Annotated in this window: 13 protein-coding genes; 8 read left to right on the top strand and 5 right to left on the bottom strand. The window is 65.4% G+C overall.

What is annotated here, in order from left to right; all coding sequences use genetic code 11:
• The first annotated feature begins 13 nt into the window (after positions 1-13).
• Positions 14-1,681: an ATP-binding domain-containing protein gene (locus tag OKW40_RS36590; protein WP_429493788.1), complete on the top strand. Its 1,668-nt coding sequence runs from the start codon at positions 14-16 to the stop codon at positions 1,679-1,681.
• 40 nt (positions 1,682-1,721) lie between these two features.
• On the opposite strand, the gene OKW40_RS36595 is transcribed toward OKW40_RS36590, so the two are convergent.
• A complete protein-coding gene (locus OKW40_RS36595; RefSeq protein WP_429493789.1) occupies positions 1,722-2,669 on the bottom strand; it encodes a phosphoribosyltransferase in 948 nt (315 codons plus the stop codon).
• Between the two features lie 270 nt (positions 2,670-2,939).
• Between OKW40_RS36595 and OKW40_RS36600 the strand changes: the two genes are divergently transcribed.
• Both OKW40_RS36600 and OKW40_RS36605 read left to right on the top strand, forming a co-directional pair.
• Complete coding sequence (locus OKW40_RS36600) at positions 2,940-3,509, top strand: molybdopterin-dependent oxidoreductase (protein WP_187610233.1); 570 nt, start codon at positions 2,940-2,942, stop codon at positions 3,507-3,509.
• Positions 3,479-5,326 (top strand): ATP-binding response regulator, encoded by a 1,848-nt coding sequence (locus OKW40_RS36605; protein WP_429403231.1) that lies wholly within the window; start codon positions 3,479-3,481, stop codon positions 5,324-5,326. Before OKW40_RS36600 ends, OKW40_RS36605 begins: the two co-directional genes overlap by 31 nt.
• A gap of 51 nt (positions 5,327-5,377) precedes the next feature.
• On the opposite strand, the gene OKW40_RS36610 is transcribed toward OKW40_RS36605, so the two are convergent.
• The 3 genes from OKW40_RS36610 to OKW40_RS36620 form a co-directional block, all read right to left on the bottom strand.
• Complete coding sequence (locus OKW40_RS36610) at positions 5,378-6,232, bottom strand: helix-turn-helix domain-containing protein (RefSeq protein WP_429493790.1); 855 nt, start codon at positions 6,230-6,232, stop codon at positions 5,378-5,380.
• 407 nt (positions 6,233-6,639) lie between these two features.
• A complete protein-coding gene (locus tag OKW40_RS36615) occupies positions 6,640-7,980 on the bottom strand; it encodes a type II toxin-antitoxin system HipA family toxin (protein WP_429493791.1) in 1,341 nt (446 codons plus the stop codon).
• Position 7,981: 1 nt separating this feature from the next.
• Positions 7,982-8,236, bottom strand: coding sequence for a helix-turn-helix domain-containing protein (locus OKW40_RS36620; RefSeq protein ID WP_184067129.1), 255 nt, complete (start codon positions 8,234-8,236; stop codon positions 7,982-7,984).
• Between the two features lie 217 nt (positions 8,237-8,453).
• Here OKW40_RS36620 and OKW40_RS36625 point away from each other — a divergent pair, with 217 nt between their 5' ends.
• From OKW40_RS36625 to OKW40_RS36645, 5 genes are all read left to right on the top strand, one after another.
• A complete protein-coding gene (locus tag OKW40_RS36625; RefSeq protein WP_429493792.1) occupies positions 8,454-9,794 on the top strand; it encodes an NAD(P)/FAD-dependent oxidoreductase in 1,341 nt (446 codons plus the stop codon).
• A 47-nt stretch (positions 9,795-9,841) separates the two neighbouring features.
• Positions 9,842-10,474 carry a C39 family peptidase gene (locus OKW40_RS36630; protein WP_429403228.1) on the top strand — a complete coding sequence of 211 codons (633 nt, stop codon included), beginning with the start codon at positions 9,842-9,844 and terminating at the stop codon, positions 10,472-10,474.
• A gap of 130 nt (positions 10,475-10,604) precedes the next feature.
• Positions 10,605-11,537, top strand: coding sequence for a bifunctional Delta(1)-pyrroline-2-carboxylate/Delta(1)-piperideine-2-carboxylate reductase (gene lhpI, locus OKW40_RS36635; RefSeq protein ID WP_429493793.1), 933 nt, complete (start codon positions 10,605-10,607; stop codon positions 11,535-11,537).
• A gap of 236 nt (positions 11,538-11,773) precedes the next feature.
• Positions 11,774-13,255 carry a glucose-6-phosphate dehydrogenase gene (zwf, locus tag OKW40_RS36640; protein WP_090806032.1) on the top strand — a complete coding sequence of 494 codons (1,482 nt, stop codon included), beginning with the start codon at positions 11,774-11,776 and terminating at the stop codon, positions 13,253-13,255.
• 170 nt (positions 13,256-13,425) lie between these two features.
• The gene (locus OKW40_RS36645; protein ID WP_429493794.1) at positions 13,426-14,571 is read left to right on the top strand and encodes a nucleoside hydrolase; all 1,146 of its coding nucleotides are present in this window, start codon (positions 13,426-13,428) and stop codon (positions 14,569-14,571) included.
• Positions 14,572-14,604: 33 nt separating this feature from the next.
• On the opposite strand, the gene OKW40_RS36650 is transcribed toward OKW40_RS36645, so the two are convergent.
• The gene (locus OKW40_RS36650; protein WP_184034115.1) at positions 14,605-15,561 is read right to left on the bottom strand and encodes a LysR family transcriptional regulator; all 957 of its coding nucleotides are present in this window, start codon (positions 15,559-15,561) and stop codon (positions 14,605-14,607) included.
• Positions 15,562-16,076: the final 515 nt, after the last annotated feature.

A 16,076-nucleotide genomic window follows, 5' to 3' on the forward strand; every position in this document is an offset into this window, starting at 1 on the left:
ATTGAGGCACCGCATGGCCCGCATTGTTCCCGACGACTGGAAGAGCCTCGAAGCGACCGGCGCGGCGGCGCGCGAACGTGAAACGCTCGCGCTGCTCGAAAAGGCACTGCCCGCCGACTACACCGTCTACCACGGCGTGCATTGGACGCGCCTGAACCAGAACTTCTCCGTGTTCGGCGAGGCCGATTTCGTGATCGTGAGTCCCGCCGGGCGCCTGCTGATCATCGAGCAGAAGACCGGCTTTCTGCGCGAAACGCCGAAGGGGCTCGTCAAGGTGTATCTGCAAACCGAGCGAAACGTCGCGATCGCGCTCGCCCATACGATCGAGAGTCTGCACCGGCGTTTTACCGCGGCGTTCGGCGCGGGCGCCTATTTCATCGAGGAACTGCTGTACTGTCCCGATCACATCGTCAAGGATGCGGCGATCGCCGGCGTGAATCCCGCGCGCATCGTCGACGCTACGCGGCGCGAGCGTCTCGCGGCGATCGTCCGCGAAGCGCTGCCGGCCGATGAACCGCGGCTTCCCTGCGCGGCGAAAATCCACCACTTTCTCGCCGACGAACTCGCGTTGACGCCCGACACGAGCGCGCTCGTCGGGCAGGCGGGCACGCTCGTCACGCGCCTTTCGGGCGGACTTGCGACATGGGCCCGGCGGCTCGAATTCGCGCCGTTCCGTTTGCGCGTGATCGGCACGGCGGGCTCCGGCAAGACGCAACTCGCGGTGCAGGTGATGAAGGACGCGGTCGCGCGCGGCGAGCGGCCGTTGTACGTGTGCTTCAACCGGCCGCTCGCCGATCACATCGCGCGGGTCGCGCCGCCGGAGGCGAAAGTCGCGAACTATCACCAGCTTTGCGACTGGATCGCGCGCGACGCGGGCCGCGCGCCCGATTTCCGGTCGGCGCAGGTGTTCGATCAACTGGAGGCCATATTCGCCGACACGCCGATCGAACCGCGCTGGCAATTCGACGTACTGATCGTCGACGAAGGGCAGGATTTCCAGCAGCCATGGTTTGCCGCGCTCGAGCGGCTGCTGCGGCCGGGCGCCGCGTGGTGGTGGCTCGAAGACCCACTGCAGAATCTGTACATGCGTGAGCCGGTCTCGTTGCCCGGCTGGACCACGCTGAGAGAAACCACCAATTACCGCAGTCCTCGCGACATCCTCGATTATCTGCGCGACGTGCTGGGCGCGTCGGTGCCGCTGGCCGCGGCACTTACGTCGGGCAGTCCGTTCGACGGCTCCGAGGTTTCGGTGTCGGTCTACGACGAAGCGCAGGGCGCCGAAAGCAGTATCGACGCAACCAAGCGCGCCATCACGCAGGCGCTATCGCTCGGTTTTCGCAAGCAGGACATCGCGGTGCTGTCGTTTCGCGGTCGCGAGGGCTCGGCGATGAGCGCGCTCGATCAGCTCGGACCGCATCGGCTGCGCAGTTTCACCGGCAAATACGATCTGTTCGGCAACCCGGAGTATCGTGAAGGTGACGTGCTGTTCGAGTCGATCTACCGCTTCAAGGGGCAGGCGGCGCCGTGCGTGATCTTCACCGAGATCGACTTCGACGCGTTCGACGAACGCAGCGCGCGCAAGCTGTTCGTCGGCGCGACGCGCGCGACGATGAAGCTGATCGTCGTCGCGTCGCAGCGGGCCGCGCGGCATTTGCAGTTGCGCGAGGCGAAGGACGGGTAGCGGCGGCGTTCGGGCGCTGCGCCCACAAGGAACGTTGCGCTCAACTCCACGCCCTTGCGCTCACCAAAATCCCCGTGCGCGTCAGCGCATCCCACCAGATCACGCGCAGCAGCGGCGCTTGCTGCGCGATCAGCAGCGCCTGCACCGGATCGCTTTCGACGAAGTGCGTGACACCCGCGCGCAGCGCCGCGCTCGCCTTGTGCGCGGCCGCGCCGGCGGGGCTGTCGTCGTGCAGGCCGGGCGTGCGCATCGCCAACTGCATGTGAGCGAAGCCGTGTCGCGCGAGCCACGCTTCGGTGCGCGCGCGATCCATCTCCGGGCGGCCCGTGATGATCGTGCGCACCTGCTGCAGGTCGAGGCCGGGCAGCACCTCGAACGGCAGCAGCGCGTCGCGCTCGGCGAGCGCGGCGGCGAGGTCCTCGTCGTAGCGCGCGAGCGGTACGTCGGGCAGCAGGATGCCGTCGAGGTCGATCGCGTAGGCCGCGTACTCGTGGTCGTTGGCCATCGCGGGCGCGGCGCCGGCTTCGACGCGCGCCCAGTCGTCGCGGTAGCGCTCGGTGTATGCCTGGCGCTCCCATGGAAAGAGGGCGAAGTAGCCGCGCGCATCGATCGCGTAGTCGGGCTGCGCGCGGCTCAGATCATCGACCGCGGCGGTCAGGGTTTTGACTTCGAGCGCGTGCGCCTGCAGAAACGCGATGCAATCGACGAGCGTAAAACCGCGTCCCGCGATGTCCTCGCACAACAGCACTTTCGATCCCGCGGGCGGGATCGGCAGCGTCGAATCCCATGCGACCGCGCGCGTCTGGCGGTCGTAGCGCAGGAACGCGACCGGCGCGCCAACCGCGTGCGACACCATCAGCGCGAGCGGCGCGCCGCCGCGCAGAATCCCGAGCGCCATCGAGAAACGCTCGGCGAGCAACACGGGTTGCAGCGATTCGATCCAGTGATCGAGCTGTTCGTACGTCAGAGGCAGGACCGGCTTGTTCATGACTATCGAGGCGCCGCGTGGCGCGATGGAAGGCAATGGTCCGCGGGGATGCGCGCGCGGCGCGCGCTGACGCACTGGCGCGACATCGCGGGTCCCCGTTTTTGAGTCAGCGCATTTTGGCGATATTATGCATGCGGGTCAAAGGTCGCGTGTCGGGGTGGCACGCGTTTGACGGCACGGTACGGCGCAACACCTCGCGTGGCATGAGATCGGCTGACCGTGGCGCCGCCCGCGGTCCGGCGAATCAACGAAATCGGATAAAAAAAGCAAATGGCCAATCTGATTGCAACGCTGCGCAACGCAGCCAGCGGAACCGGTGTGCCCTGGCGGATGCGCTGGCTGACGGGGCTGGCGGGACTGATCGTCGGGCTTTCCGTCTGTTGCGCGCATGCGCAGCCGGGCGCGCGGCAGTCGCCGGCGCTGGCGCTCGACGTGCAGGGCAAGATCGCCAATACCAACGACGCCGCGCATCGCACCTATCACTTCAACGAGGCTCAACTGCTCGCGCTGCCCGTGCATACGATCACGACCTCGACCACATGGACGCCGCGCTCGACGTTCACCGGGCCCAGGCTCGCCGACATCCTGAAGGTCGTCGGCGCGCACGGCACCCAGATCGAACTCCACACGTTCGACGACTACACCTACACCGTGCCGGTGTCGGACTGCGAACGCTACGGCGTGATCGTCGCGTACAGCATGAACGGCCGGCGCCTGAAACTCAGCGACTTCGGGCCGCTGTTTCTGATCTATCCGCGCGACGCTTTTCCAGATGAACTGACTGGCGCGGTCGGCGACTCGAAATTCGTATGGCAGATCAAGGCCCTCATCGTCAAATAGCGCGCCGTCCGTGGCGGCGCGTGTTGAACGTGCTGATCTGGCTGATGGCGCTCGCGGCGCCCGCCGGCGCGATCGGCTATCTGCTCTATGCGAACCTGTTGAACCCGCGCGCGACCGAGCAGCTGACCGGTACCTACGACGGTTTCTACTGGGACGCCGCGCAACTGCAGATCGCGTACGCGCGCTTCGAGAACCAGCTGCTGCTGTATCAGTCCGGTGCCGACGACGATTATCAGCAGTTGCAACTGCGCTTCCAGCTGCTGCAATCGAAGCTGCGCGTGATGGCCGGCTCGACGCAGCGGCTCTCCGCGCAGCTCGCTCTGTTGCAACGGCAGCTCGACGAAATCAAGACGCTCGAGACTGTGCTCGACGACATCCAGCCCGAGATCGACGTACTGCAGCGCGACCGTGCGCGTGCCGCGCGGATCGACGCGCAGCTGCGCCAGCACTGGAGCGAGGTCAACGATCTCGCGCTGTCGCGCCGTTTCGCCGATGTCGCCGACCGCGAGGCGATGAACCGCGATTTCATCGACAAGCGCCGCTTTCTGTTCGCGGGCGGTCTGGTGCTGCTATTGCTGTCGGCGGCGGCGACGCTGCTGCTCGTGCTCAACGGCCGGCGCCGCACGCGGCTCATGCGCCAGCAGCGCGCGGCGCTGGAAGCCGAGCATCAGGCGAGCCGCGCGGCGCGCGAGGCGAGCCTCGCGAAGGATGCGTTTCTCGGCATGATCGGCCATGAACTGCGCACGCCGCTGCATGCGATCGTCTCGTCGGTGGAACTGCTCGGCTTCACCTATCACTCGGAGGCCGACCGCAAGGTGATCCAGCGGCTCGAAACCGCGGCGCGCCATCTCGAGGCGCAGATGAAGGACCTGACCGACTACGCGCGCCTTGGCGCCGGCAAGCTCGAACTGCGGCACCAGCATTTCGAGCCGCGCGAGCTGCTGGCGTCGATCGTCGATGAACACACGATGTCCGCCAGGACGCGCGGGCTCGAGCTCGAAAGCGAGGCGAGCGGCGCGAGCGGGCTCGTCGAGTCGGACCCGCACCGCATCCGGCAGATCGTCAACAACCTCGTCACCAACGCGATCCGCTACACCGAGACCGGCACGGTGCGCGTCGAACTGCGGCAAGAGCCGGCGCTGCTGGTTTTCGTCGTCAGCGATACGGGGCCGGGCGTGCCGTCCGAACAGATCCCGCTGATCTTCGAGGAGTTCACGCAGCTCGACGCGTCGCGCACGCGCCGCTTCGAAGGCGCGGGGATGGGGCTCACGATCGTGCAAGGGCTCGTGAAGCTGTTCGGCGGCACGGTGGATGTCGCGAGCACGGTCGGCGAGGGCACCAGCTTCACGGTGACGATCCCGGTCGTGCCGGTCGCAACCGTCGAGCCGGCCGAGGTCGCGGAGCAAGCCGAGCCGGACGGCGCGCAGCCGTGCGTGCTGATCATCGACGATAACCGGCTGATCCGCGAGTCGCTCAGCGAAATGGTCGCGCACATGGGCTACGACTCGCTCGCATTCGGCAATGCCAACGACGCGCTCGCGTGGCTCGACACCCACCGCTGCGAAGTGGTGCTGCTCGATCTGCACATGCCGGAGCGCGATGGCTACACGTTTCTCGAAGACTTCGCGACGCGCGACGGACCGTCGGCGGGCGTGCCGGTGATCGTGGTCAGCGCGTACGCGCCGGAGGTCGTGCGGAATGGCGAAAGTGGCGCGAGTGGTGTGCCGTCGGTGTTCGAGGCGCTGTTAAAGCCAGTCCATTACGAGGATCTGAAGCACGCCCTGCAGCGGGCGCTGGCGGCGCGGCATCAGGCGTGAGCGCGTGAAGGCGGCGCTGCCGCGAACGGGGCGCGCATCGGCGCCCGCGCTTCAGGGGCGGTTCAGCCGCTTCGACAGATCGGCGACGAGGATCGCCATGCGCGCGGGCTTCTCGTAGCACGCGACGTCGAAATCGCGGATCACCTCGCTGATCTCCGATTCGCTGGCCTTGCCGGTCAGCAGTTCGCCGGTCAGCACGAAGATCGGCGCGTCCGGGTTCTCCGACGCGCGCACCGCGCGAATCGCGGCCGCCGAGGTCTGCGAGCCGAACAGCCAGTCGATGATCACGCCGTCGAACACCTGCGTCTGCAACTGCTCGCTGAAGGCCGCGAGCCCATAGATCGCGACCGCCGTGAAGCCGCTGCGCTCCAGATAATCGCGCAGGTTATCGGCGCTTGCACGATCGTCGTCGACCACCGCGATGGCCGGCTTGTCGGTCTCGGCGCGGCGCGGATAGATCTCGATCTTGTGGACTTCGTACGCGCTCTGATACAGCGCGCCATCATGACGCGAGACGCGCCATTGACCGAGCCGCGAATAGGCGACGAATTCCGGGCGGCTACCCGGTTCGAGCGCCGCGCCGACCCACGCGGTGCAGGCGATTTCGGTCGCGCCGATGCAGAACATCGCCTCCTGGGCGATCGCGCCGACGACGCCCGGATCGAGCGACTGCGCGCCGAACAGCTGCGCCGCGGGTTCGTCGAATACCTCGGCGACTTTCTTGATCTGCGACAGCGTCCACGGACTATTGCCGCGCAGTTTGCGGTGCCCCTGAGAAAAACTCAGATCGAGGATGCGGCATAGCTCCGTGGTTTGCTGTCGCTTGCCGATTCCATGCCTGCTCATCAACTCGCGCACGCGCTCGGCAACCGCGATGGAGTCGGGTGAGTGTGTTTCGTTGGCCATGCTGGGTGAAAATCCGCCGGGTTAAAAGGTACATCTGGAGCGCGGTCGGCAGGCGCAAGCCGACCCTGCGCATGCTATGCGCATGAATCGGTCACGCGGGGACAGCAAATGTACCGTAAAAAAAATCACCATTTATGATTTTGTCAGACCGGCCGCCGAATCCGCTGATGCAAGCGACGCCATGGCCGTGCCGGCGACTTTTGATGCATTGAGCATCAAAAGGCATTCTACCGGTGAAACGATGACGAAACCGTAGGGAATCCACGAATGAGTAGTGCGCAAGGCGACGGATCCGGCCGCTTGCCGCAAAGCCCGGCAGGTCCGCCCTTGCGGAAAAGCCAGGCGAGAGGCGCAATGAAAAGTGTGTCCGGAGGGATCGGGTTTGCGCCGGCACGCGCGGTCCGCGTTCAGCTTGCCGGCATCGTGTCGAGCCGGGCCGCCGAATTTTGAAGTCCTTTGAAAATCCGCTCGGCGACCTTGCCCGGAAAGCGCTCGGGCAACTCCGCCGAGACCCGCTCGATCACGCCAGGTGTCTGCTCGATCAGACGCTGGAGCAGCGGCTCGGCGTCGGCGCCGTACGAGCACTTCAACGCCATCGCGTTGAAGTGTCGCCGCTGCACGTCGCGAAACGCATCGTGCTTGCTGCGCGACCATAGACCCATCGCAAGCCGCGCCTTGTACCACGACCACTGGTTCGGGCCGTTGCCCTCGACCGGCCAGATCGACATCACGTCGTAAAGCGGCGTCAGACGGTACTGGCCACCGGCGAGCAGGCGGATGCTGAAGTTCTTCGCGTGGCCGTCCGGCGCGGCCAGCATCCAGAACAGGATCTGGCTCGCGAGCAGGGTCTCGATGTCCTGCCGCGCCTCGACCGATTGCTGCAGAATCCGCGCGAGGTCGAGCACGCCGGGGCCGCCCTCGTTTTCGTACTTGCGATGCGACGGCACGCCGTAGACCTGGCAGAAATCTTCCTGCGGCAGACGCAGCAGCCAGCGGCCGCTCGAATGCATCTGCCGGTCGAAGCGTTCGACGGCGAGCACGCGCTGCTTGCCGAACCTGAGCACCTCGGTGTTCGCGACCGGCAGGCCGAACGCGCGCAGAATCCGCAGACACAGCCACTCGTTTTCGACCGACGTGCTGAGATCGGCGAGCCGGTTGCCGACCAGCCCGAGCGGCAGCTTGAAGATATGCGTGGTCGGCGTCGCGCCGTGCGGCCGTTGCCATTGGCCGTCGTGCCACAGCAGCGCGGTTTTCTCCTGCGCGCCGGCGAGCGAGATGCGGAAATCGTCAAATTCGTCGGGCGCGCCGAGCGTCGGTTTGCCGACCGTCTGCGCGAGCAGCGCCTCGATGTCGTCGTCGGAAAGCGGCGTGCCTTCGATGCGCTGGACCCCGGCCGGCGCGTCGTCTTCGGCGAGCAGCTGGACCGCGCCGACGCAGTCGCGGCCGATGGCCTGCAGCAGGTCGAACGCTTCCAGCGTTTCGGTCCGGTAGCGCTGCGCGATGCGTTTGCGGATGACGTCGCTGTCGGGCAGCAGGTTGTCGAAGTAGTTGAGCACCCGCGGCCCTTTGTGCGTCATGTTGCCGGGCGTGAACGGCAGCGACAGCGACAGCGGACGACCCGCGGGCGACGCGATCCAGGCGGCCTCGTAGGCGAACTCCATCGGGCCGCGCGCGGGCAGCCGCCAGAGCCCGACGCGCTCGCCGTTGGCCCACACCGACAATGCCTTCGAAACGGTTTGCCGGGCCATCTCACCACTCGACGTTCGGTGCCGGCTCGGAGCTCGGCTGATTTTTGTCGCGCAACTGCAGTTGCAGGCCGTAGGCGCCGCACAGCGCGAGCAGTTGGGAGAGCGTGAGCCCGCTCGCATCGGTTTCGAGCGCGGAAATGCGGCTTTGGCTCACGCCGACGCGCGCGGCGGCCTCGGTCTGCGTGAGGCCGGCCTGGCGGCGGCTGGCCGCCAGCAACTGCGCGAGCTGGTCCGACGTGGCGATCAGATGGAGCATGGCGGATTATCTGCGAGACGAATAAACGCAATTTATGCGTGACACGAATATTTGTCAAATATTTGCGTGACGCATAATCGACGAATATTCGTGTGACGGATAATCGGGCATTTCGGCAGGCGCCGGCTGCGACCAGCCGCGGTACCGACGTCGCTCGTCATTGCGGACAATGGCTCCCACTGCGAAGATGACGCCCACATCGCCAATCCGCCCACCCATGACCACGACTTACCCGCTGCACTCGACCTTCACGCCCGCCGACCAACCGTTTCCCAGCCACGCCGACGTCGTGATCGCCGGTGCCGGCATCATGGGCTGCGCGGCCGCTTATTACCTGGCGCGGCGCGGCCTGTCGGTGGCGGTGCTCGACAAGTCGCGGATCGCCGGGCAGCAGTCATCGCGCGCGTGGGGCTTCGTGCGTCAGCAGGGTCGCGAAGCCGCGGAGGTGCCGCTGATGATGGCCAGCATTCCATTGTGGAAAGAACTCGAACGTGAGCTGAATTTCGATCTCGAATGGCGCCAGGGCGGTTGCCTGTATGTCGCCACCCATGACGAAGACTGGACATCGTTTCAGCAATGGACCGAGGTCGCGCGTCAGTATGGCCTCGATACCCGCACGCTCGAGCGCAGGCAGATCGACGCCGTGGTGACCGGCATGCAGGGCCCCGCGCTCGGCGGCCTGTACACGGCAAGCGACGGTCAGGCCGAACCGCGCCGCGTCGCCGCGGCCTTCGCGGCACGGGCGGCCGAAGCCGGCGCGCTGTTTTTCGAGGGCTGCGGCGTGGTCGGCGTCGAACGCGCGGGCGGTGCGATCGCTGGTGTGGTCACCGAGCGCGGCACGATTCGTACCTCGCGTCTGATTTGCGTGGCCGGCGCGGGCAGCTGGCGGCTGCTCGGAACGCTCGGTCTCGAACTGCCGCAGCAGGCCGTGCGCGGTACCTGCATGCGCACCAATCCGTTGCCGCCGATCACGGCGTCGACCTTCTGGGGCCACGGTCTCGGCATCCGGCAGCGCGCGAACGGCGCGATCAATCTCGCCGACGACATGCAGGTCGACGTCGACATGACGCTCGGTCATTTCCGCGCGCTGAAATGGTTTTTGCCCGAACTGTGGACGCAGCGCCAGAAGTTCAGCTTCCATCTGAACGGCGCCTGTTTGCACGATCTGCGCGAACGTCTGCCGGGCGGCGTGCCCGACGCCGAACGCGTGCTCTATCCGCGCGACCCGCATCCGCAGCCGAACGCGCGCCACGCGCCGCGCGCGCTGAAAAAGCTGCGCGCACTGTTTCCGGCGTTGCGCGACGCCCAGGTGGTCGAGGCGTGGGCGGGGCTGATCGACGTGTTGCCCGACGGCATTCCGGTGATCGATGCTCCGCCGCAGGTCCCGGGCCTGACGATCGCGACCGGCTTCTGCGGTCACGGTTTCGCGATGGGGCCGATCGTCGGCAAGCTGCTGGCTGAACTCAACGATGGCGGCGAGGCGTCGCTCGATCTGTCGGCGTTCCGTTTGCAGCGTTTCTTCGACGGCACGATGAAGCGGCCGCGCAGCATGCTGTAACCCCGCGCGACCCGACCCGATACAACCCAACCCGACCGATACCACCGATGACCGAACCCGTTCTCCGCCACGCCGACGTCCCGTACTACACGCAATGGGGCAGCCCCGAGTGGGTGCGCGCCATCGTCGAACAGCAGCGCGACCCGTGCGACGATCCGCACTGGCAGCGCAGCGGTTTCGCCGACCCCGAGCGCTATCGCTTCTGGGCGCAACGCCTGTGCGGGTTGACGTGCCTCGAGTCGGCTCTCGACTACTGGAGCATCGATCACGCGCCGCGCGCCGCACTGCTCGACGACGCGCTGCGGCACGGCGTATACCGGTTGCGCGACGATGGTGGCGTCGACGGTCTGATCTACCGGCCGTTCGCCGACTGGGCGGGCCCGGCGTTCGGCCTCGATATCGAGGTGCTGCCGCAGGCGTCGCTCGAGGAGATCGCGGCGCGGCTCGACGACGATACGCTCGCGATCGTGTCGGTGAGTCCCGAGATCCGCTATCCGGAGCGGACGAACCAGCGGCGGGGCGGTCATCTGATCCTGCTGCACGGGCGGGATCGCGGCGGCGTGTGGTTTCACAACCCGTCGGGCGTCGCGCCGCATCAGTCCGACGTGTACCTGCCGTTCGCGACGATCTCGCGTTTCCATGCAGGGCGGGGGATGACGCTCAGCCGCGGCACGAGGTAGCCGGCGCGCTGGGCATGAAGCGTAGTTCGCGATTCGGCGGGCAGTAGACGTCCACACGACTGGTCAATTTTTTCGCGCTCGGTTACGGTGACGTCATGCCCACTCCATCCCCCATTGGATCGTTCCGCCCATGACCCGCCCGATCACGCAGATCTTCGACGCCGCCGCCACCGCGCGGCTGATGCCTTACGCAGCGCTTGTCGACGCGTTGAGGCGCGCTAGCATCGACTACGCGCAACGACGCATCGTGAGCCCCGAGCGGCTCGTCGTGCCGCTGAACGCCGGTGGCGTCATGCTGTCGATGCCCGCCACCGCGCCCGATCTCGCGATCCACAAGCTCGTCAATGTGTGCGCGAGCAACGGCGCGCGCCATCTGCCGACGATCCACGGTCAGGTCATGGCCTTCGATGCCGATACCGGCGAGACGCTGTTCATCCTCGATGGTCCGACAGTGACGGGGCGCCGGACCGCGGCGATGTCGATGCTCGGCATCGCGACGTTCGCCGCGCGCGCGCCGCGTGAATTCCTGCTGATCGGCACCGGCACGCAGGCGCTCAATCATCTGGAGGCGATCGGCGAACTGTTTGCCGACGCGCGCGTGTGGGTCAAGGGCAGCGCGCCCGCGCGCGCCGAAGCGTTCTGCGCGGCGCAGCGCGGCAAGGTGCGTGAGCTGCGGCCGCTCGCGGATGCGGGCGCGACGATTCCCGCTTCGGTTGACGTCGTGATCGCGTTGACCACGAGCAAACAGCCGGTCTACGACGAGACGGCACGCGCCGAGCGGCTCGTGATCGGCGTCGGCGCTTTCACGCCGCAGATGGTCGAGATCGGCGCGACTACGATCGCGGGCAGCGCGCTGTTCGTCGACGATCAGGCTGGCGCAATGCACGAGGCCGGCGATTTCATCCAGGCCGGTGTCGATTGGGCGCGGGTGGGCGGGATCGCCGCGGTGCTCGAGCAGACGCAGCCCTTGCCGGCGGGGCCGGTGGTGTTCAAGAGCGTCGGCTGCGCGGCGTGGGATCTGGCCGCATGCCGGGTCGCGCGTGACGCGCTGGCGCGCGGATGACCGTCAGCGGCCCAACCGGCAAATAATCGCGCAAAATATCCCGAAAAAATGACTGTCTGGCGCGCAAGGTTGGCAACTTGCGCTAACCTGCGGCAGATGCTGCCGTGCAAACTATCTCAAAACGTTGCACCATAGATGTTTGCCGGAAAAAGCGCCATAGCGGACGTGAGCCGTAGCCCGTCCGCCCGCCGCCGATTCCTGATCGACGCCTTCCCCCTAGACGCTGCGACCGTGCCATGACGACCCAACAAGCTCCTGCCACACCTGACCTGCCGCTCGACATGATCATCTTCGGCGGCACCGGCGACCTGTCGTTCCGCAAGCTGCTGCCCGCGCTTTACATGGCGCATCTGCACTGCAACCTGCCGCCCGACACCCGCATTCTGACGATCGGGCGCAAGCCCTGGTCGCGCGAGGAATACATCAGCGAATTCATGGAGCAGAAGGCCAAGCCCTTCATCGACGAAAAAGCGTTCGACGCGTCGGCGTGGGACAAATTCCTCGCGATTTTCGAATACGTGCGGATGGACGTCGATGCGGCCGAGGACTACCTGCGCCTGAAGGAAGCGTCGCGCGACGGCGTGAACCGCGTGTTCTATCTGGCGACGTCGCCGGATCTGTTCACCCATATCTGCGACAACCTGTCGTCGGCCGGGCTCGTCGATGGCAATTCGCGGGTGGTGCTCGAAAAGCCGCTCGGCCACGATCTCGCGTCCGCTCAGGAGATCAACAACGCGGTCGGCAAGCATTTCGAAGAAGCGCAGATCTACCGGATCGACCACTACCTCGGCAAGGAAACCGTGCAGAACCTGATGGTGCTGCGCTTCGGCAATCCGATTTTCGGGCCGCTGTGGCAGGCGCCGTACATCAAGAGCGTGCAGATCACAGTGGCCGAAACGGTCGGCGTGGGCAGCCGCGCGGGGTTCTACGACAAGACCGGCGCGCTGCGCGACATGGTGCAGAACCACCTGCTGCAACTGCTGTGCATCGTCGCGATGGAGCCGCCGGTGTCGCTCGATCCCGACGCGGTGCGCGACGAAAAGCTGAAGGTGCTGCGCTCGCTGCGGCCGATGACGCCCGAGGACATCGCGCGCGACACGGTGCGCGGCCAGTACACGGCGGGCGCGGTGGATGGCGAGGCGGTCAAGGGCTACCTCGAGGAAGACAACGTGCCGGCGGGCAGCCGCGCCGAAACCTTTGTCGCGTTGCGCGCGCGGATCAACAACTGGCGCTGGGCCAACGTGCCGTTCTTCCTGCGCACCGGCAAGCGGATGCAGAAGAAGCTGTCGGAGATCGTCATCGAATTCTCCGATCTGCCGTTCTCGATCATCCCGAGCGGTGGACGAACCTACGGCAATCGCCTGGTGATCCAGTTGCAACCCGAAGAGTCGATCCAGTTGCAGGTGCTCGCGAAAGAGCCGGGCAGCGGCATGCACATGCTGCCGGTGAGCCTGAACCTCGACCTGCAGCAGGCGTTCACCGAGCGTCGCGCGGAAGCCTATGAGCGGCTTCTGATCGACGTGATCCGCGGACGTCTGACGCACTTCATGCGCCGCGACGAACTCGAAGCGGCATGGGCGTGGGCCGAGCCGATTCTCGAAGGCTGGGCGAAGTCGGGCGAGCGGCCGCGCTCATACTCGGCGGGCACGTTCGGACCGGCGGCATCGACCGCGTTGATGACGCGGGAGAACGCCGTGTGGGCGGAGGAATCGCAGTAATGGGCTTTTGACAGCGCGCTATTCGAAGCGGCTCGCGACGTGGCAGTGGCGTCGCGAGCCGCTTTTGCGTGTGCTGTCGTTGCCGCGCTGATCATTCGTCATTCATGCGGCTTGCGCCTATGATGGTTTCCCTGTCCGCGTCACTCAGCGGCATTCCAAACGGGGCATCGATGGGGCGAATTCTCGTGGCATTGATCTGGGCGGCAAGCGTGGCAATCACACCCGATCTCACGGCTTGCGCCAGCAGCAGTCTCGATGCCCGGAGCGATCCGCCGAAGGTGATCATCGACAGCGACTACAACACGCTCGGCGACGACGGCCAGCTCGGGGTGATGGCCGCGCAATTGCAGGCGCAGGGCTCGCTGAAAGTGCTCGGCATTACCGTGGTGTCGGGCAATCAGTGGCTGAAGCAAGGTGTTGCCGATGCGCTGAAATCTGTCGAACGACTCGGCGTCGAACAACAGATCGGCGTCTATGCGGGCGCCAACTACGCACTGACGCACGACTTCAAAACGATCCAGCGGGAACTGAAGGAATTCCCCGGCGGCGATCGCTATGTTGGCGCATGGAGCAAGCCCGAGCCGAAATCGGCTAGCGACCTCGTCGCGCCGCCGGACGGCTTCGCGACGCACACGAAGGTGCAGAGCCAGAGCGCGATCGACTTCATCGCCGAATCGGTCAAGCGGTACCCGGGCGAGGTGACGATCCTCGCGATCGGCCCGCTGACCAACATCGCGTTGGCCACGCGCGAGCATCCCGAGATCGTGCCGCTGATCAAGCAGATCATTTACATGGGCGGCGCGATCGACGTGCGGGGCAATACCACGCCCACCGCCGAATTCAACTGGTGGTTCGATCCCGCAGCGGCGAAAGCGGTGCTGCGTCTGCCGATCAAACAGACGGTGATTCCGCTCGACGTGACGGATACCGTGAAAATGGACAAGGCACTGTACGATCGCGTCGCGCACGATCCGGCGAAGCAGACCATCATCACGCAACTGTTCAGGACGCTGAACGGCTACGGATACGACGGCAAGAACGGCTTCGAGACCAATCCGAACTACACGACGAACATCTGGGACACGCTGACGCTCGCTTATCTGATGCATCCGTCGTTCGCGACGCAGACCGTCGAGGAGTGGGTGGATGTGGATACGAGCTTCGGCGCCAACGATGGCAAGGCAAGGGGCTATACGAGTTCGCCGCCGCCGGGTTTGCAGAAGATGACGGTCGTCAAACGATTTGATAATCCGGCGTTTTTTAATTTCTATGTCGATCTGTTGACGCGGCCGGTGCCGGTGCGGCCGTTGGACTAGTCAACGCGCGAGCGCCGCGCGCCCGCACCCGCTTCACGCGGGATGCAGGCCGCGCAGCAACTGACGCACGCGCGACAGATCCTGCTCGACGTGCCCGGCTTTCTCGAACAGTTCCGCGAGCCAATCGACGAACGCGCGCACGCGCGGCGACACGCGGCGGTTCTTCACATACGCGACCGAGACCGGCATGGGCACGGGTTTCCATTGCGGCAGCACTTCATGCAGCAAGCCCGAATCGAGGTAAGGCTGTGCGGCGATGCGCGCGGGCTGGATCATGCCGAGGCCTTGCAGTCCGCAGGTCAGGTACGCCTGTTCGTCGCTGACTTGTACGAAGCCGTTGAGCTTGACCTTGCGCGCTTCGCCGCCCACTTCGAAATCGAAGTCGCATTCGCGGCCGCTATGCGGCGACACGCAGTTGACCGCGACGTGCGCGCGCAGATCATCGAGATCGGCGGGCGTGCCGTGGCGGGCCAGGTAGGCCGGACTCGCGCAGGTGACCTGATCGAGCGTGCCGAGTTGCCGCGCAACGAGATTGGAATCGGGCAATTCACCGAGCTGGATGCTGCAGTCGATTGCTTCGGAGACCAGATCGACGGTGCGGTTGCTGACGCCGATCGCGAGGTCGAGGTTCGGGTAACGGGTGTGGAAGTCGTCTAGCGACGGCAGCACGATTGCACTCGCTACCGCGCTGGGCATTTCGATGCGGAGGCGGCCGGTGAGGTTGTCGGTCGAATTACGGAGGCTGGCTTCCATTTCGTCGATGTCGGCCAGGATTTGCGCGCAGCGTTCGTAGTAGGCAGCGCCCTCCGGCGTGATGCTCAGGCGGCGCGTCGTACGGACTAACAGCGCTGTGCCCAGCAGGGCTTCCAGGTTCTGGACGATCGTCGTCGCCGTTGCACGCGGAATGTTTAATGACTCCGCTGCGCGGGTGAAGCTGTTGGTGTCCACAATTCGGATGAATGTGCGCATTGCAGTTATTCTGTCGATCACTGGGATGCTCCAAATGGTTTTCTGTTTTTTTGCCTGCGGCGGATTTGTCTTTGTTCTTGTGGTGTTGGCCTTTCCTTGCTGACTTATCGGTCTATTAGCGTTGCCCCTGTGCGGGGCGGCACCTACTTTCTTTGCTGCTGCAAAGAAAGTAGGCAAAGAAGACAGCTCAAACCGCTAATTCTTAAGCGGGCACCGTGCTTCACGAATGGCAGTGGTGCATCTGGAATCCGTGCCCCCGCACATTCCACGGCAGTGACAAAGCCGTCATCCATCCCACTCCGCACTACGTGCGTCGCGGACGGGTATGCAAGGAAAACCAGACTGTTTTTTTATATTAGTGGGGCCATCGGCTGCGCCTCGGCGATACGCCGAAACGACCAATGGTTTGAGACCGGCGCTTCGGCGCGCGCAGCGCCGCCGGAAGAATGACGGCCTTGTCACTAACGCGGAGTGTGCGGGAACACAGATTCCAGATGCACCACTACCCGCGGCATACAGAGGGACCCGCTTAAGAG

The sequence above is a fragment of the Paraburkholderia sp. RAU6.4a genome (genome assembly GCF_050435625.1).
In the GTDB taxonomy this organism is placed as follows: Bacteria; Pseudomonadota; Gammaproteobacteria; order Burkholderiales; family Burkholderiaceae; genus Paraburkholderia; species Paraburkholderia tuberum.